This is a genomic window from Streptomyces sp. 4F14 (assembly GCF_048159485.1).
Lineage (GTDB): Bacteria > Actinomycetota > Actinomycetes > Streptomycetales > Streptomycetaceae > Streptomyces.
The window spans coordinates 1-17085 of sequence record NZ_JBLRVY010000023.1; the positions used below are offsets into that span (position 1 = coordinate 1).

Sequence of the window (17085 nt, forward strand, 5' to 3'; positions counted from 1 at the left end):
GCTAAGCCTTACAGCGCCGATGGTACTGCAGGGGGGACCCTGTGGGAGAGTAGGACGCCGCCGAACTCCTTTTAGAGCTCTGGCTCTTGGGCACACAAGCCCAGGAGCCAGAGCTTTTTTGCGTTGAGGTAGGGTCAGGGGGCATCGTTGGCTCGTTTTCTACGGAGGCCCCCGGGTGGAGGTCCAGGAGACCCGTGTCCAGACTGACCGGGTCCTCACCATCCCGAACATCCTCAGCATGGCTCGCCTCGTCGGCGTGCCGATCTTTCTGTGGCTGATTCTCAGGCCCGAGTTCGGAGGGCCGAAGAGCGACGGCTGGGCGTTTCTGGTGCTCGCGCTGAGCGGTGTCAGCGACTACCTGGACGGCAAGCTCGCCCGGAAGTGGAACCAGATCAGCAGTCTCGGCCGGCTGCTCGATCCGGCGGCCGACCGGCTGTACATTCTCTCGACGCTCGTCGGCCTCACCTGGCGCGAGATTCTGCCGCTCTGGTTGACGGCTCTACTTCTCGCGCGAGAACTGGTTCTCCTGGTGATGGTGGGCATCCTCAGGCGCCACGGCTATCCGCCGCCGCAGGTGAACTTCCTGGGCAAGGCGGCGACCTTCAACCTGATGTACGCCTTCCCGTTGCTGCTGCTCAGTGACGGAAGTGGCTGGCTCTCGTCACTCGCCGCGATTTTCGGCTGGGCGTTCACAGGGTGGGGTACAACGCTGTATTGGTGGGCAGGAGTCCTCTACGTGGTACAGGTCCGCCGCCTGATCCGTGCGGACGCCATGGCCGACTGAGCTCGCCGATCGGCGTCAGCAGTGCCTCGATGGCCCGCGGCGGAGAAGTGCGGGACAATCTGGACGGGTGAAGTCGGCTAGACCGTCGTCTCTTCAAGGAGGACGCTTCCGACATGAAGGCCGTCGTGATGGCCGGAGGCGAGGGCACACGCCTTCGCCCCATGACCTCAAGCATGCCCAAACCGCTCCTGCCGGTGGCCAACAGGCCGATCATGGAGCACGTTCTGCGGCTGCTCAAAAGGCATGGTCTCAACGAGACCGTCGTTACTGTCCAGTTCCTGGCATCGCTGGTCAAGAACTACTTCGGTGACGGCGAAGAGCTCGGAATGGAGCTCAGCTATGCCAACGAGGAGAAGCCACTCGGTACCGCCGGAAGCGTCAAGAACGCCGAAGAGGCGTTGAAGGACGATGCTTTCCTCGTCATCTCCGGCGATGCGCTGACCGACTTCGACCTCACCGACCTCATCACTTTCCACAAGGAGAAGGGGGCGCTGGTCACGGTCTGTCTGACCAGGGTTCCCAACCCGCTGGAATTCGGCATCACGATCGTCGACGAGGAGGGCAAGGTCGAGCGGTTCCTGGAGAAGCCGACCTGGGGCCAGGTCTTCTCCGACACCGTGAACACCGGGATCTATGTCATGGAGCCCGAGGTCTTCGACTACGTCGAGGCCGATGTGCCGGTGGACTGGTCCGGTGACGTCTTCCCGCAGCTGATGAAGGAGGGCAAGCCAGTCTACGGCTATGTCGCCGAGGGCTACTGGGAGGACGTAGGGACGCACGAGAGCTATGTGAAGGCCCAGGCGGACGTCCTCGAAGGCAAGGTCGACGTCGAGATCGACGGGTTCGAGATCTCGCCGGGCGTCTGGGTCGCCGAAGGCGCCGAGGTGCACGCCGACGCCGTACTGCGAGGGCCGCTGTACATCGGGGACTACGCCAAGGTCGAGGCCGGGGCGGAGATCCGGGAGCATACGGTCGTCGGGTCGAACGTCGTCGTCAAGAGCGGGGCCTTTCTGCACAAGGCGGTCGTGCACGACAACGTGTACGTCGGGCAGCAGAGCAATCTGCGCGGGTGTGTCGTCGGGAAGAACACCGACATCATGCGGGCGGCGCGGATCGAGGACGGCGCGGTCATCGGGGACGAGTGTCTGATCGGCGAGGAGTCGATCGTCCAGGGGAACGTACGGGTCTACCCGTTCAAGACGATCGAGGCCGGCGCCTTCGTCAACACGTCGGTGATCTGGGAGTCGCGCAGTCAGGCGCATCTCTTCGGTGCCCGTGGGGTGTCGGGGATCCTGAACGTCGAGATCACCCCGGAGCTGGCCGTACGGCTGGCGGGCGCCTATGCGACGACCCTGAAGAAGGGGGCGACCGTCACGACGGCCCGCGATCACTCGCGTGGTGCGCGGGCGCTGAAGCGGGCGGTGATCTCCGCGCTGCAGGCGAGCGCCATCGACGTACGGGACCTGGAGAACGTACCGCTGCCCGTGGCGCGGCAGCAGACCGCGCGGGGGAGTGCGGGCGGGATCATGATCCGGACGTCGCCCGGGGTGCCGGATTCCGTGGACATCATGTTCTTCGACGGGCAGGGGGCCGATCTCTCGCAGGCCAGTCAGCGGAAGCTGGACCGGGTGTTCGCGCGGCAGGAGTACCGGCGGGCGTTTCCCGGGGAGATCGGGGATCTGCATTTTCCGGCGAGCGTGTTCGACTCGTACACGGGGTCGTTGCTGCGGAACGTCGACACGTCCGGGATTGCCGAGTCCGGGCTGAAGGTCGTCGTGGACGCTTCGAACGGGAGCGCCGGGCTTGTGCTGCCCAGTCTGCTGGGGAAGCTCGGGGTGGACTCGCTGACCGTCAATCCGGGGCTCGACGAGGCGCGGCCGACCGAGACGGGAGAGATGCGGCGGGGCGGGCTGGTGCGGCTCGGGGAGATCGTGGCGTCGTCGCGGGCCGCGTTCGGGGTGCGGTTCGACCCGGTCGGTGAGCGGCTGTCGCTCGTCGACGAGAAGGGGCGGATCATCGAGGACGACCGGGCGCTGCTGGTGATGCTTGACCTGGTGGCCGCCGAGCGGCGCAGCGGGCGGGTGGCGCTGCCGGTGACGACGACGCGGATCGCCGAGCAGGTGGCGGCGTACCACGGCACGCAGGTCGAGTGGACGACGACGTCGCCGGACGATCTGACGCGGGTCGGGCGGGACGAGGCGACCATCTTCGGCGGGGACGGGAAGGGCGGGTTCATCGTCCCGGAGTTCAGCGGGGTGTTCGACGGGACCGCCGCGTTCGTACGGCTGATCGGGCTGGTCGCGCGGACGCAGTTGACGTTGAGTCAGATCGATGCGCGGATCCCGAGGGCGCACGTCCTCAGGCGCGATGTGGCGACCCCGTGGGCCGTCAAGGGGCTCGTGATGCGGCGGGTCGTCGAAGAGGCCGGAGAACGCTTCGTGGACACCACGGACGGGGTGCGGGTGGTGGAGACGGACGGCCGCTGGGTGATGGTGCTGCCCGATCCGGCCGAGGCGGTCACCCATCTGTGGGCCGAGGGACCGGACGACGCCTCCGCGCAGGCCCTGCTGGACGAGTGGTCGTCGGTGGTGGACGGAGCCGGGCGCTAGAAGCCGGGCGCACGCGCGCGTGCCGGACAAGTGTCCCCAAGGGGGCCTGTCCGGCACGCCGGTGGGGCCGTTCGGAAGCAGCCCCCGCGACGTGCGACGATGTGCGGCATGCCGCAGCAGCCCCCCGTTCGGAGCACACCCGCGCGCGCGTCGCGTCCGGACGCCTCCATGTCGCTGCTCACCAACGTCATGGACCACAGCCTCGACGAGGGCTACGCCGAAGCCGCCGCGCGCAGGCGGGCCGAGGGGACGGGCGGCCTCCCCAAGACGCTGAAGGCCAGACTCGGCCTCGCCGGGGGACTGGTGCTCGCGGCGCTCGTCGTGACCGTGGGCGCCGCGCAGGCGCGCGTGTCGGCCCCGGTGGTGGCCAAGGAGCGCCAGGAGCTGATCGACAGGATCGACCGGGAGTCCGAGGCCGCTGACAAGCTGGAGAAGGCCGTGGACACGCTCCGCGACGAGGTGAGCGCCCGTCAGCGCGAGGCCCTGGAGAACAGCGGCGGCAGCGGCCGGGCGGACCTGGTAGGCATCCTGTCGGGGGCCGTCGCCGTCCACGGGCCGGGCGTCAAGCTCGTCGTGGACGACGCCAAGGAGGCGACCACCGGGGGCGGTGCCGACCCGCGCGAGACGTCCGGTTTCTCGGACACCGGGCGGGTGCGCGACCGGGACCTCCAGCGGGTCGTCAACGGGATGTGGGAGTCCGGTGCGGAGGCCGTCTCCGTCAACGGGCAGCGGCTGACGGCGCTGTCGGCGATCAGGGCCGCCGGGGAGGCGATACTGGTCGACAACAAGCCGCTGGTGCCGCCGTACACGGTGCTCGCCGTGGGGGACGGGGACAAGCTGAGCACCCGGTTCCAGAACAGCGCGGACGGCCTGTATCTGAACGCTCTCCAGGAGAACTACGGCATTCGGACGGCCATCTCCACGGAGAAGGACCTTCGGTTGCCCGCCGCGCCGAGTGTGATCGTCCGAACCGCACAGCCGAGAAGTGAGAAAGGCACATCGTGATCGCCGTACTGGGCCTCGTCGTGGGAGTCGTGGCCGGCCTGTTGGTCCGGCCCGAGGTTCCGGCGGCCGTCGAGCCGTATCTGCCGATCGCCGTGGTGGCGGCGCTGGACGCCGTCTTCGGCGGGCTGCGGGCCATGCTCGACGGCATCTTCGACGACAAGGTCTTCGTGGTGTCGTTCCTGTCGAACGTGGTCGTCGCCGCGCTGATCGTGTTCCTGGGCGACAAGCTGGGTGTGGGCGCCCAGTTGTCGACGGGTGTCGTGGTGGTCCTCGGCATCCGGATCTTCTCGAACGCCGCGGCGATCCGCCGGCACGTCTTCAGGGCGTGACGCCGATGAGCCAGGAAGACCAGGAACCCGGCCACCGGCTGCGCAGGGAACTGCCGCAGGAGATCGAGGCGGCGCCCGCGCGCGAGGCCGACGAGCCGTCCGCCGGGCCCGGGGTGACCGGCCGTCAGCGCCTCGTGCAGGGGCTGTGGCCGCCGCGGGTGACGCGCGCTCAGCTGATCGTCGCGCTGCTGCTGTTCGGCCTCGGCTTCGGGCTCGCCGTCCAGGTCGCCTCCAACAGCGACAGCGACAACGCGCTGCGCGGCGCGCGCCAGGAGGACCTCGTACGGATCCTCGATGAACTGGACGACCGCAGTCAGCGTCTTGAGGACGAGAAGACCGGGCTCGACAAGCAGCGTCAGGAGCTGGAGAACAGCTCCGACCAGGCCGAGGAGGCCCGGAAGCAGACGATCGAGAAGGAGAGGCAACTCGGCATCCTCGCGGGCACGGTGGCGGCCCAGGGGCCGGGTATCACGATGACCATCGACGACACGAAGGGGACGGTCGAGGCGGACATGCTGCTCGACGCGATCCAGGAGCTGCGCGCGGCCGGCGCGGAGGCGATCCAGGTGAACGGCGTGCGCGTCGTCGCCGGGACGTACTTCACGGACGGCGACAACGGAGTGAGCGTGGACGGGAACCAGATCCGTACTCCGTATCGTTTCCAGGTCATCGGCAAGCCCGAGGATCTGGAACCGGCGCTCAACATCCCGGGAGGTGTGGTGCAGACCCTGGAGAAGGAGCAGGCCACCGTCACGGTGGAGCGATCCGACAAGATCGTCGTGGACGCCTTGCGGGCGGCGAAGCAGCCTGACTACGCTCGGTCGTCGGCCCGGTGAACCGGGGGTGCATGGGGGCCGTCCGGCAGGGGCATGAGGTTGCGGGGGGTCGGCGCACCGATCGGGTGGTCGGTGGTGGAAACTGTCTGGTGGATACGGACGTTGTGAAGGTGTCCGGGTCGGCCGGTGTATTGAGTCAGGGTTCGTCCTGCCCCACGGGCGGGTCTGTTTCGGTCAAGGGGAATCGCCCGTGAAGTTGTTTGCGAAGTTGTTCGGCAAGAGCGCGCGAGGAGAGGGCGGCGAGAACGCCACCGCCCGCCATCGCGCACAGCCAGGCGACGAAGGTCAGCGTCCGCTGTTTCGGGACCAGGTGGCGGGGGGTGACATTTCCGGAGGTCAGGGCGCGGCGTCTGTTGACCCTGCGCAGTCCGGCGACATAGGTTTCGGCCAACCGTCAGCCTCAAGTGCGGGTGGAGGGTTTTCCCCTATGTCGGCCCTGGTGTGTTCGAGGTGCGGTAACCGCAACGCGGAGAACAGCCGCTTCTGCTCCAACTGCGGTGCTCCGCTGCGTCCGGGCGTGACGCCCGAGCGTGCCTCGGAGACCACCTCCACCATCTCCATCTCCGGCCTGGAGGCGTACGACTCCGAGGTCACCGGTCAGACCGCGCTCCCGGCGCTGTCGCCCGAGGCGCAGGCCGCCGTCGAGGCGCTGCCGCTGGGGTCGGCCCTGCTGGTGGTCCGCCGGGGCCCCAACTCGGGCAGCCGTTTCCTGCTGGACGGCGACCTGACGACGGCCGGCCGTCACCCGCAGAGCGACATCTTCCTGGACGACGTGACGGTCTCGCGCCGCCACGTGGAGTTCCGGCGCGGCCCGGACGGCGCGTTCAAGGTCGCGGACGTCGGCAGTCTCAACGGCACCTACGTCAACCGCGAGCGGATCGACGAGGTCGCGCTGAACAACGGCGACGAGGTGCAGATCGGCAAGTACCGGCTGGTCTTCTACGCGAGCCAGCGCGGCTACTGACCCGCCCCGGACTCGTCCGGGGTTGTCCCAGGGAAGGTCCATGCTGAGAACACCGAGGGGCGGTGCCGGAGACGGCACCGCCGCCACGGAGGCCGGGCCGATGAGCATCGGCGCCGTGCTGAACGTGCTGCGGGACGAATTCCCCGAAGTCACCGTCTCCAAGATCCGCTTCCTGGAGTCGGAAGGGCTCGTCGAGCCCGAGCGGACCCCCTCCGGGTACCGCAAGTTCAGCCCGCGGGACGTCGAGCGGCTCGCTCGCATCCTGCGCCTGCAACGCGACCACTACCTGCCGCTGAAGGTCATCCGGGAGCACCTGGAGGCCCTGGAGCGCGGCGAGGCCGTCCCCCTGCCGACCGTGGGCAGGCAGCGGGACGGCGAACCGGTCCCCGACCCCGGTGACACCGTCGGTCCCACTGTTGCCCGCATCGGCCGCGCCGAGCTGCTGGCGGCCGCCGGCATCGACGAGCGCGAACTCGCCGAGTGGGAGTCCTACGGCCTCGTCGCCCCCCTGGAGGACGGCGTGTACGACGCCGAGACGGCCACCGTCGCCGCGCTCGTCGTCGAACTCGGGCGCTTCGGGATCGAGCCGCGCCACCTTCGGGTGATGAAGGCGGCGGCCGACCGCGAGGCCGGCCTCGTCGACCAGGTGGTCGCCCCGCTGCGGCTCCACCGCAACCCGCAGACGCGGGCCCACGCCCAGGCGCGTACGAAGGAACTCGCCTCGCTCACGGTCCGGCTGCACTCCGCGCTGGTGCAGACCGCTCTCGGGGTGCGGCTGCCCTGACACGGGCGTTCGCCCTCGGCGGATCGGCCGTCCGGCAGGGGCCCGACTACCCAAACGTCCCGGGCACGGCCTAGGGTTGCTGTGTGAACGAGCTCGATGTCGTAGGTGTCCGGGTCGAAATGCCCTCCAACCAACCGATCGTGCTCCTGCGTGAAGTGGGAGGCGACCGTTACCTCCCCATCTGGATCGGGCCGGGGGAGGCGACCGCGATCGCCTTCGCCCAGCAGGGCATGGCACCCGCCCGGCCGCTCACCCACGACCTGTTCAAGGACGTGCTGGAGGCCGTCGGCCAGGAGCTGACCGAGGTGCGCATCACGGACCTCAGGGAAGGCGTCTTCTACGCCGAGCTGGTCTTCGCCAGCGGTGTCGAGGTCAGCGCCCGCCCGTCCGACGCCATAGCGCTGGCCCTGCGCACCGGCACGCCGATCTACGGCAGCGACACGGTGCTCGACGACGCGGGCATCGCCATCCCGGACGAGCAGGAGGACGAGGTGGAGAAGTTCCGCGAGTTCCTCGACCAGATCTCGCCCGAGGACTTCGGCACCAGCAACCAGTGACCCGTCCGCCGGACACCCGCAGGTCGCGATGGCGTCTCGGTTCGGCAATTGCCAGCGGCCAGTGAGAGCGTCCTACGGCATCGCCTCGGCGCATTCGGCTAGCCTTTCCCCGCGGTGGGGTACGGGAAACCACTCCCAGGGTGATTATCACTCGGCGTGCCGAGTGTGGCGATCGTTGACGCACCCCTGGTGACTGCCTACCGTCGAGAAGGCAGGTCAAGGACGGAGGTCGGCGTGAGAAGCAGCGGCGACGGTACGGCTGGGGGTGCCCCCGGACGAGGGTTCGGGGGAAGCGGCCCGTACCGGCTTCACGGCAGCGCGGCCGATCACGCTCCTCAGCGCCCGGCGGCCGTGCCGAGCAGCAGCAAGGGGGCGGCGGCGATGGCGTCCGAGGAGATCGGCTACCGGGGGCCGACGGCCTGTGCGGCCGCCGGCATCACCTACCGGCAACTGGACTACTGGGCGCGCACCGGACTCGTCGAGCCCAGCGTGCGCCCCGCCTACGGGTCGGGGACCCAGCGCCTCTACAGCTTCCGGGACGTCGTCGTCCTGAAGATCGTGAAGCGTTTCCTCGACACCGGCGTGTCCCTCCAGAACATCCGCGGCGCGGTGCTGCATCTGAGGGAACAGGGCTTCCACGACCTGGAGCGCATGACCCTCATGAGCGACGGCGCGACGGTGTACGAGTGCACCTCGCCGGACGAGGTCCACGCGCTGCTCCAGGGCGGTCAGGGCGTCTTCGGGATCGCCGTCGGCGTGGTCTGGCGGGACGTGGAGGGCGCGCTGTCCGAGCTGCACGGCGAGCGGGTCGACACCGGCGAGACCCTGGTCGGGCACAACCCCTCGGACGAGCTGGCGCGGCGGCGGCACAAGGCGGTCTGACGGCGCTCTCGGGCGTGTGTTCGGGGCGATGTCAGTGGCGTGGTGCAGCATCGGAGACGTGAGAGACGCGCCGACGGTCCTGCACCTCGACATGGACGCCTTCTACGCCTCGGTGGAGCAGGCGGCCAAGCCGAGCCTGCGCGGGAAGGCGGTCGTCGTCGGCGGGCTCGGGCCGCGCGGGGTGGTGGCGACCGCGTCGTACGAGGCCCGGGTGTTCGGGGTGCACTCGGCGATGCCGATGGCGCAGGCGCGCAGGCTCGCGCCCAACGCGGCGTATCTGGTTCCGCGGTTCGGGGTGTACCGGGCGGTCAGCGAGCAGGTGATGGGGCTGCTGCGGGCGCTGTCGCCGCTGGTGGAGCCGCTCAGCCTGGATGAGGCGTTCGTGGACCTGGAGGCCGAGGGGGCGGCCTGGGACAGCGCGTCGGCCCGGGAGACGGGCAGCAGGCTGCGGGCGGACATACGGGCCGTCACGGGCCTCACGGGGTCGGTGGGGCTCGCCGCGTCGAAGATGCTCGCGAAGATCGCCTCCGAGCGGGCCAAGCCGGACGGCCTCGTACTGATCGAGCCGGGCACCGAGCGGGCGCTGCTCGGGCCGATGCCGGTGCGGACGCTGCCCGGGGTCGGGCCGGCCACCGGCGACCATCTGCGCCGGGCCGGGATCACCACCGTCGACGAGATCGCCGAGGCCGGCGAGGACGAACTCGTCCGGCTGCTCGGCAAGGCGCACGGCCAGGGGCTGTACGCGATGGCGCTCGCGCGCGACGACCGGCCCGTGGTCGCCGAGCGGGAGACCAAGTCGGTGTCCGTGGAGGACACGTACGACGTCGACATCCACGACCGGCTGCGGGTCGGCTTCGAGGTGCGGCGGCTCGCGGACCGCTGCGTGCAGCGGCTGCGGGAGGCCCGGCTGTCGGGGCGGACCATCGTGCTGAAGGTGCGGCGGTACGACTTCTCGACGCTGACCCGGTCCGAGACGCTGCGCGGGCCCACCGACGATCCGGCGGTCGTCCGGGAGGCAGCCGCGCGGCTGCTGGAGTCCGTGGACACCACCGGCGGGGTGCGGCTGCTCGGGGTCGGGGTGTCGGGGCTCGCCGACTTCACCCAGGAGGACCTGTTTGCGCAGGCAGCGGAGGAGGTCCGGGACGAGGAGGAGGTGCCGCAGGCGCCCGTGGTGGCGGTGGCCGAGGCGGTGCCCGTCGAGCACCGGTGGCGGCCGGGGCAGGACGTGCGGCACGCCGGGTTCGGGCAGGGGTGGGTGCAGGGGAGCGGGGTGGGGCGGGTGACCGTGCGGTTCGAGACGCCCAGGGACGCGGTGCCGGGGCGGGTGCGGACGTTCCGGGTCGACGATCCCGAGCTGGAGGAGGCGGAGGCGTTGCCGCTGGTGCCCGGGGGCTAGGGGGTGGTGTCGTCGCCGGCGATCTTTCCGAAGTCGCGGTCCTCCGGTGGGGTGGGGGCGACCGTGTCCATGCCGTAGTGGTGGTAGAGCTGGAGCTCCTGGGCGGGGGAGAGGTGGCGGCCCACGCCGAAGTCGGGGGCGTCCTTGATCAGGGCGCGGTCGTAGGGGACCTGGAGGGTGCCCTCGACGAGTTCGCTGGTCTCCAGGGGGACGAAGGCGTCGCGGGTGAACAGGCCCGTCCTTATCGCCGCCCACTCCGGGACGCCGGTCGCGTCGTCGAGGTAGACCTCGTCGATCGTGCCGATCTTCGCGCCGTTGCGGTCGTACGCCTTGCGGCCGATCAGGTTGCGCGGATCGATGTCGGTCTGCACGGGCCCTCCACTGGTCGCGGGCCGGCCGAAGCCGCCGTAGGTGTGATGAATCGTCGCAAGGGCGTCGGAAGCCGTCGTGTCGGTGTAAGTCGTCGTGTCGTCGTAAGGACTACGAAAGAGCACTTCTCGGCCGGGGGCCACTCGAGGGTTGGGGCGTTGACCTCGCTGGTAGGGTGAAAGTGGCTGTCGACCCTGTGCGGGAGAGTCCTCCGGAGCGTTCGGAGGCGCCGAAGGAGCAACTCCTCCCCGGAATCTCTCAGGCTCACGTACCGCACGGGCGAGGTCACTCTGGAAAGCAGGGCGGGTGTCGACGGCGTCCGCTCTCACCGACGGTGAAAGCCGGGTGCCCTCGGGCGGCCGGTGAAGCTCTCAGGTCGAGATGACAGAGGGGGAGGCCGTTCGGGCACCCCGTTGCCGTGGTGCCCCCGAAGGTCGCTTCGGCCAGGAGGCCCCCTCATGACCGCTCCCCGCACCCCGCTCCGCGTCCTCGAACAGGGCATCCCCTTCGAACAGCGCCATATCGGGCCCGACCGCGAGGCCCAGGACAAGATGCTCGCGCAGGTCGGATACGGCTCGCTGGACGAGCTGACCGCCGCCGCCGTACCGGACGCGATCAAGAACGTCGCCGCGCTGGACCTGCCGGGTGCGCGGACCGAGGCCGAGGTGCTTTCGGAGCTGCGGGAGCTGGCCGGCCGCAACCAGGTGCTCGGGTCGATGATCGGGCTCGGGTACCACGGGACGTTCACGCCGCCCGTCATCCTGCGGAACGTGATGGAGAACCCCGCCTGGTACACGGCGTACACGCCCTACCAGCCGGAGATCTCCCAAGGGCGCCTCGAAGCGCTCCTCAACTTCCAGACCATGGTGGCCGAGCTGACCGGGCTGCCGACCTCCGGGGCCTCGCTGCTCGACGAGGGGACGGCCGCCGCCGAGGCGATGGCGCTGTCGCTGCGGATGGGCAAGAACAAGAAGGGCCTCTTCCTCGTCGACGCGGACGCCCTCCCGCAGACCATCGCCGTGATCCGGACACGGGCCGAGCCGACCGGGGTCGAGGTCGTCGTCGCCGACCTCGGCGACGGGATCCCGGCCGACCTCGCCGGGCGGGAGATCAACGGGGTGCTGGTCCAGTACCCGGGCGCCTCCGGCGTCGTCCGCGACATCAAGCCGCTCGTCGAGCAGGCGCACGCCGTGGGGGCGCTCGTCACCGTCGCCGCCGATCTGCTGGCGCTGACCCTGCTGACGTCGCCCGGGGAGCTGGGGGCGGACATCGCCGTCGGGACCACGCAGCGGTTCGGGGTGCCGATGGGGTTCGGGGGGCCGCACGCCGGATACATGGCCGTGCACGAGAAGTTCGCGCGGAGCCTGCCCGGGCGGCTCGTCGGCGTGTCCGTCGACGCGGACGGCAACCGGGCCTACCGGCTCGCGCTCCAGACGCGTGAGCAGCACATCCGCCGCGAGAAGGCGACCAGCAACATCTGTACGGCGCAGGTGCTGCTCGCCGTCATGGCCGGGATGTACGCCGTCTACCACGGGCCGGACGGGCTGCGGCAGATCGCCTGGAAGACGCATCGGTACGCCACCGTCCTGGCCGAAGGGCTGCGGGGCGGGGGCGTCGAGGTCGTCCACCGGGCCTATTTCGACACGGTGTTGGTCCGGGTGCCCGGGGGTGCGGCTCGGGTCGTGGAGGCCGCGCGGGACGGTGGGGTGAACCTGCGGCTCGTCGACGCCGACCATGTGTCCGTCGCCTGCGACGAGACCACCACGCGGGAACAACTCGCCGTCGTGTGGGGGGCGTTCGGGGTCTCCGGGGATGTGGAGGCGCTCGACGCCGTCGCCGAAGAGGGGCTGAGCGACGGGGTGTTGCGGCGGGACGAGATCCTCGCCCACCCCGTGTTCCACCAGCACCGGTCCGAGACCGCCATGCTGCGGTACCTGCGCAAGCTCGCCGATCGCGACTACGCGCTCGACCGGGGGATGATCCCGCTCGGGTCGTGCACGATGAAGCTCAACGCGACGACCGAGATGGAGCCGGTGACCTGGCCCGAGTTCGGGCAGATGCATCCCTTCGCGCCGGTCGAGCAGGCTGGGGGGTACCTCACGCTCATCCGGGAGCTGGAGGAGCGGCTCGCCGAGGTCACCGGGTACGACAAGGTGTCCCTCCAGCCCAACGCCGGGTCCCAGGGGGAGTTGGCGGGGCTGCTCGCCGTACGGGCCTATCACCGGGCCAACGGGGATGTTCAGCGGACCGTGTGTCTCATTCCGTCGTCCGCGCACGGGACCAACGCGGCGAGTGCGGTGATGGCCGGGATGAAGGTCGTCGTCGTGAAGACCTCCGGGGACGGGGAGGTCGACGTCGAGGATCTGCGGGGGAAGATCGGGCAGTACCGGGACGAGCTCGCGGTGCTGATGATTACTTATCCGTCCACCCATGGGGTGTTCGAGGAGCATGTCGGGGAGATCTGCGGGCTCGTGCACGAGGCCGGGGGGCAGGTCTATGTCGACGGGGCCAATCTGAATGCTCTTGTGGGGCTGGCCAAGCCCGGGCATTTCGGGGGGGATGTCTCCCATCTGAATCTGCACAAGACGTTCTGCATTCCGCACGGTGGGGGTGGGCCGGGGGTGGGGCCGGTGGCTGTTCGGGCCCATCTCGCGCCTTATCTGCCCAACCATCCCTTGCAGAGCGAGGCCGGTCCTGAGACCGGGGTCGGGCCCATTTCCGCCGCGCCCTGGGGGTCCGCCGGGATTCTGCCCATTTCCTGGGCCTATGTGCGGCTGATGGGCGGGGAAGGGCTGAAGCGGGCCACCCAGGTTGCCGTGCTGTCCGCGAATTACATCGCCAAGCGGCTTGAGCCTCACTATCCCGTGCTCTACACCGGGCCGGGTGGGCTGGTCGCGCACGAGTGCATCATCGATCTGCGGCCTCTGACCAAGGCGACCGGGGTCAGTGTCGACGATGTCGCCAAGCGGCTCATCGATTATGGGTTCCATGCGCCGACCATGTCGTTCCCCGTGGCCGGGACGCTGATGATCGAGCCCACCGAGTCGGAGGATCTGGCGGAGCTGGATCGCTTCTGTGCGGCGATGATCGCCATTCGGGGGGAGATCGAGAAGGTCCGGGCGGGGGAATGGGGGGCGGACGACAATCCCCTGCGGAATGCTCCGCACACCGCTGCCGCGTTGACTGGGGAATGGGGGCATTCCTATACGCGGGAAGAGGCCGTCTTCCCCGGTGGTGGGAGTGTTTCCGAGAAGTACTGGCCGCCCGTCCGGCGCATCGACCAGGCTTTCGGGGACCGGAATCTGGTGTGCTCCTGCCCGCCGCTCGACGCCTACGAGGGGTGAGGGGCGCTTTTACGCCGGGTACGCGTGGGTCTGGACCGCCTTCACGGAGGCCCAGAGGCCGGCGCCCGGGTGGAGGTTCAGGTCCGCCGCCGCGGCCGTGGTGAGGTCCGCCGTCAAGGGGACGTCGCCCGTCAGGTCGGCGCGGATCTGATCGCCGTGGGACTCCAGGCCCGCGACCTCGCAGTGCCAGAGGTTGCGGGCGCTGGTGTTTTCCGGGCGGGTTCGGTGGAGGGTCACCGCGGACGGGGGGAACGCCACGAACGCCGGGCCTGTCAGGTGTTCCGACGTGGTGATGCGGTGGCCCGACGGGAGGGTGACGGTGGTGCCTGTCGCCGTGCCCCTGTAGAGGTTCAGGCCCACGAGTTGGGCGATGTAGTCCGTGCGGGGGTGGCGGGCTATGTCCGCGGGGGTGCCCTCCTGGACGATCGTTCCGTGTTCTATGACCACCAGGCGGTCGGCCAGGACCATCGCGTCCAGGGGGTCGTGGGTGACGATGACGGCCACCGCTTCGAAGTCCGCGAGGTGGTGGCGGAGTTGGGCCCTCACCTCCAGGCGGGTTCTGGCGTCCAGGGCCGCCAGGGGTTCGTCCAGGAGGAGGCGAGGGTTCGTCGCCAATGCTCTGGCCAGGGCTACTCGCTGGGCCTGGCCGCCCGAGAGGTGGCGGGGTTTCTTGGTCGCGTGTGCCGTCAGGTTCATGCGGGACAGCCACTGTTTTGCCTGGGCTCTGGACTCCGGTTTTGTCGCGCCCTGGCATCTGGGGCCGAATGCGATGTTGTCCATGGCCGTCAGGTGGGGGAACAGGAGGTAGTCCTGGAAGACGACGCCCACCGGGCGGGATTCGGGGGGTGTGTTCTCCAGAGGGTGGCCGTCCAGGTGGAGGTGGCCGGAGGTGAGGGGGAGGAGGCCGGCCATTGCTCGGAGGGCGGTGGTTTTTCCGGCGCCGTTGGGGCCCAGGAGGGCCAGGACTTCGCCGGGGGTGGCGGTGAGGGTGATGTTGAGGTGGAAGGTTGGGGGGCGGGTTACTTGTAGGTGGGTGTTGAGGCCCTGGGGGGTGGTCATGGGGGTTCCTTGGTTGGGTTTCCCACCCGCCCACCCGTGCGGGTTGATTGGTCGGGTGCGGGTTTCTTGTGGGGGGATCCGTTGAGTGGCGGCTTTCGGGGGTGGGGGGTTCGGGATGTGGGGGGGTGGGGCTGTTGTGGGCTGGGTGCGGGTGCGTTGTGGCTTGTCGCGCTCACGCGACGGTAGCCGCAGATCAGATACAGTCCCGCGCCCCTTAGGTAGGTGGGGGCTGTGGGGTGTTGGGTGCGGGTGTTTTGTGGCTGAGCGCGCCCACGCGGCGGTAGCCGTAGATCAGATACAGTCCCGCGTGCCTTGGGTGGGGGTGGGGGCTGTGCGGTGTTGGGTGTGGGTGTTTTGTGGTTGGGTGCGCTCATGTGGCGGTAGCCGTGGATCAGATACAGATCCGCGCCTCTTGGGTGGTGGGGCGGGGAGGTTGGTTGTGCGGTGGAGTTTTTCGGTGGCTGTGTTTTGCGCGCTTTATGTTCTCGTCAGCCAGTTTTCTCTTAGTGCCGCCAGGACCGTTATCGAGACTGCCAAGAGGACCAGGCTCAAGGCCAACGCTGACTCCGGGTTGCTTTGTAGGGCCAAGTACACCGACAGCGGCATTGTTTGGGTTTTGCCTGGGAAGTTTCCTGCGAAAGTGATGGTGGCGCCGAATTCGCCCAGGGCTCTGGCCCAGGCCAGGACTGCTCCTGCTGCTATGCCGGGGGCTATCAGGGGGAGGGTTACTCGGCGGAAGGCTGTGAAGCGGGTTGCTCCCAGGGTGGCTGCTGCTTCTTCGTAGCGGGGGTCCGCTGCTCTTAGGGTGCCTTCTACGCTGATGATCAGGAAGGGCATGGCTACGAATGCTTCGGCGATTATTACGCCTGTCGTGGTGAAGGGGAGGGTGATGCCGAACCAGCGGTCCAGCCATTGGCCCGCTATGCCGTTGCGGCCCAGGGCCATGAGGAGTGCTACGCCGCCTACCACCGGGGGGAGGACCAAGGGGAGGGTGACCAGGGCTCTCAGGAGGGATCTGCCCCGGAAGTCCGTTCTTGCCAGGAGCCAGGCCAAGGGGACGCCCAGGATCAGGCTCACGGCTGTGGCGGCTGTGGCGCAGATCAGGGAGAGGCGGAGGGCCTCCCAGACCTCGGGGGTGGTGAGGAGGGCGGGGAGGTTGCTCCAGGGGGTGCGGATCAGGAGGGCGAGGAGGGGGAGCAGGAGGAAGGTGACGCCCAGGAGGGCGGGGAGCAGGAGGGGGAGGGGGGCGGTGCCGCGGAGGGGCCTGGGGGGTTTTCCGCGGAGGGGCACCTTGTCGTCTCCCTGGAGGGTCTCGGGCGGGGTCACGGCTGGAGGAAGCCCGCCTCCGTCAGTATCTTCTGGCCCTCCGCCGACCGCACCAGGGCGATGAACTCCGCGGCGGCCGCCGCGTTGGGGGCGTTCTTGAGGAGGGCGATGGGGTAGTCGTTCACCGCCTGGGAGGACTCCGGGAAGTCGACGCCCTGGACCTTGGTGCCCGCGGCGTGCACGTCGGTCCTGTAGACGAGGGCCGCGTCCGCTTCCTTGAGCTCGACCTTCGTGAGCGCGGACTTGACGTCCTGCTCGTACGACACGGGGGTGACCTTGACGCCCGTCGCCGTGAGGATCTTGTCGGCGGCGGCGCCGCAGGGGACCGTCTTGTCGCACAGGACGACCTTGAGGCCGGACTTGGTGAGGTCCTTGAGGCCGGTGACCTTGTCGGGGTTGCCCGGCAGGGTGGCGATCTCCAGCTGGTTGCGGACGAAGGTGACCGGCGCCGTGGCGTTGTCCTTCTCGGCGGTCACGATGGCCATGGTCTTGGCGCTGGCCGCGGCGAACACGTCGGCGGGGGCGCCGCCCGTGATGCTCGCGGCGAGGCTGTCGCTGCCGGCGAAGTTGAAGGTGACCTTGGTGCCGGGATGGGCCTTCTCGAACTGTTCGCCGAGCGCGGTGAACGTCTCCTTGAGGGAGGCGGCGGCGAAGACGGTGACGGTGCCGGACACCTGGCCGGAGGAGGACGGGGACGACTTGGCCGACGGTGCCGGGTCCGAGTCCGATGAGCACGCGCTCAGTGTCAGCAGCGCGGCGACCCCTACGCCGGTCACCTGGAGCAGCCGGCGGCGGGGGCGGGGCGCGGGGCGGGTCATCACGGGTACTCCTCGGGGGCGGT

15 protein-coding genes and 1 riboswitch are annotated in these 17085 nt (G+C 69.4%); of the genes, 11 read left to right on the top strand and 4 right to left on the bottom strand.

Annotated features, from left to right (window positions below; translation table 11 throughout):
* The first annotated feature begins 175 nt into the window (after positions 1-175).
* From ACLZOT_RS32910 to ACLZOT_RS32955, 10 genes are all read left to right on the top strand, one after another.
* Positions 176-784 (top strand): CDP-alcohol phosphatidyltransferase family protein, encoded by a 609-nt coding sequence (locus tag ACLZOT_RS32910; protein WP_416972784.1) that lies wholly within the window; start codon positions 176-178, stop codon positions 782-784.
* 113 nt (positions 785-897) lie between these two features.
* The gene (locus ACLZOT_RS32915) at positions 898-3393 is read left to right on the top strand and encodes a sugar phosphate nucleotidyltransferase (protein ID WP_416972785.1); all 2496 of its coding nucleotides are present in this window, start codon (positions 898-900) and stop codon (positions 3391-3393) included.
* A 168-nt stretch (positions 3394-3561) separates the two neighbouring features.
* On the top strand, positions 3562-4398 hold the full coding sequence (locus ACLZOT_RS32920) for a DUF881 domain-containing protein (RefSeq protein WP_416972958.1): 837 nt from the start codon (positions 3562-3564) through the stop codon (positions 4396-4398).
* Positions 4395-4727, top strand: coding sequence for a small basic family protein (locus tag ACLZOT_RS32925; protein ID WP_003977440.1), 333 nt, complete (start codon positions 4395-4397; stop codon positions 4725-4727). Before ACLZOT_RS32920 ends, ACLZOT_RS32925 begins: the two co-directional genes overlap by 4 nt.
* Positions 4728-4732: 5 nt before the next feature.
* A complete protein-coding gene (locus ACLZOT_RS32930; protein ID WP_416972786.1) occupies positions 4733-5563 on the top strand; it encodes a DUF881 domain-containing protein in 831 nt (276 codons plus the stop codon).
* Positions 5564-5645: 82 nt separating this feature from the next.
* Positions 5646-6527 carry an FHA domain-containing protein gene (locus ACLZOT_RS32935; RefSeq protein WP_416972959.1) on the top strand — a complete coding sequence of 294 codons (882 nt, stop codon included), beginning with the start codon at positions 5646-5648 and terminating at the stop codon, positions 6525-6527.
* A 40-nt stretch (positions 6528-6567) separates the two neighbouring features.
* Positions 6568-7311, top strand: coding sequence for a MerR family transcriptional regulator (locus ACLZOT_RS32940; RefSeq protein ID WP_416972787.1), 744 nt, complete (start codon positions 6568-6570; stop codon positions 7309-7311).
* 83 nt (positions 7312-7394) lie between these two features.
* Complete coding sequence (locus ACLZOT_RS32945) at positions 7395-7868, top strand: bifunctional nuclease family protein (protein WP_004934251.1); 474 nt, start codon at positions 7395-7397, stop codon at positions 7866-7868.
* 234 nt (positions 7869-8102) lie between these two features.
* A complete protein-coding gene (locus ACLZOT_RS32950; protein WP_416972788.1) occupies positions 8103-8750 on the top strand; it encodes a MerR family transcriptional regulator in 648 nt (215 codons plus the stop codon).
* A 58-nt stretch (positions 8751-8808) separates the two neighbouring features.
* Complete coding sequence (locus ACLZOT_RS32955) at positions 8809-10146, top strand: DNA polymerase IV (RefSeq protein WP_416972789.1); 1338 nt, start codon at positions 8809-8811, stop codon at positions 10144-10146.
* Here ACLZOT_RS32955 and ACLZOT_RS32960 read toward each other — a convergent pair.
* Positions 10143-10517, bottom strand: coding sequence for a PRC-barrel domain-containing protein (locus ACLZOT_RS32960; RefSeq protein ID WP_416972790.1), 375 nt, complete (start codon positions 10515-10517; stop codon positions 10143-10145). The genes ACLZOT_RS32955 and ACLZOT_RS32960 overlap by 4 nt on opposite strands.
* Before the next feature lie 187 nt (positions 10518-10704).
* Positions 10705-10799, top strand: a riboswitch (glycine riboswitch).
* Positions 10800-10973: 174 nt separating this feature from the next.
* Here ACLZOT_RS32960 and gcvP point away from each other — a divergent pair.
* Positions 10974-13859 carry an aminomethyl-transferring glycine dehydrogenase gene (gcvP, locus tag ACLZOT_RS32965; protein WP_416972791.1) on the top strand — a complete coding sequence of 962 codons (2886 nt, stop codon included), beginning with the start codon at positions 10974-10976 and terminating at the stop codon, positions 13857-13859.
* Between the two features lie 9 nt (positions 13860-13868).
* Here the strand turns inward: gcvP and ACLZOT_RS32970 are convergent, their stop codons facing one another.
* The 3 genes from ACLZOT_RS32970 to modA form a co-directional block, all read right to left on the bottom strand.
* Entirely contained in the window at positions 13869-14918 is a 1050-nt protein-coding gene (locus ACLZOT_RS32970; protein WP_416972792.1) for an ABC transporter ATP-binding protein, read from the bottom strand.
* Positions 14919-15395: 477 nt separating this feature from the next.
* The gene (modB, locus tag ACLZOT_RS32975) at positions 15396-16208 is read right to left on the bottom strand and encodes a molybdate ABC transporter permease subunit (protein WP_416972960.1); all 813 of its coding nucleotides are present in this window, start codon (positions 16206-16208) and stop codon (positions 15396-15398) included.
* Positions 16209-16240: 32 nt separating this feature from the next.
* Complete coding sequence (gene modA / locus ACLZOT_RS32980) at positions 16241-17062, bottom strand: molybdate ABC transporter substrate-binding protein (RefSeq protein ID WP_416972793.1); 822 nt, start codon at positions 17060-17062, stop codon at positions 16241-16243.
* Positions 17063-17085 lie beyond the last annotated feature (23 nt).

Excerpts from the sequence above, each read along its gene's own strand:
- ACLZOT_RS32915 (WP_416972785.1), top strand. The coding sequence starts at position 898 with ATGAAGGCCGTCGTGATGGCCGGAGGCGAGGGCACACGCCTTCGCCCC.
- ACLZOT_RS32920 (WP_416972958.1), top strand. The coding sequence starts at position 3,562 with ATGTCGCTGCTCACCAACGTCATGGACCACAGCCTCGACGAGGGCTAC.
- ACLZOT_RS32930 (WP_416972786.1), top strand. The coding sequence starts at position 4,733 with ATGAGCCAGGAAGACCAGGAACCCGGCCACCGGCTGCGCAGGGAACTG.
- ACLZOT_RS32940 (WP_416972787.1), top strand. The coding sequence starts at position 6,568 with ATGCTGAGAACACCGAGGGGCGGTGCCGGAGACGGCACCGCCGCCACG.
- gcvP (WP_416972791.1), top strand. The coding sequence starts at position 10,974 with ATGACCGCTCCCCGCACCCCGCTCCGCGTCCTCGAACAGGGCATCCCC.
- ACLZOT_RS32970 (WP_416972792.1), bottom strand. The coding sequence starts at position 14,918 with ATGACCACCCCCCAGGGCCTCAACACCCACCTACAAGTAACCCGCCCC.
- modA (WP_416972793.1), bottom strand. The coding sequence starts at position 17,062 with ATGACCCGCCCCGCGCCCCGCCCCCGCCGCCGGCTGCTCCAGGTGACC.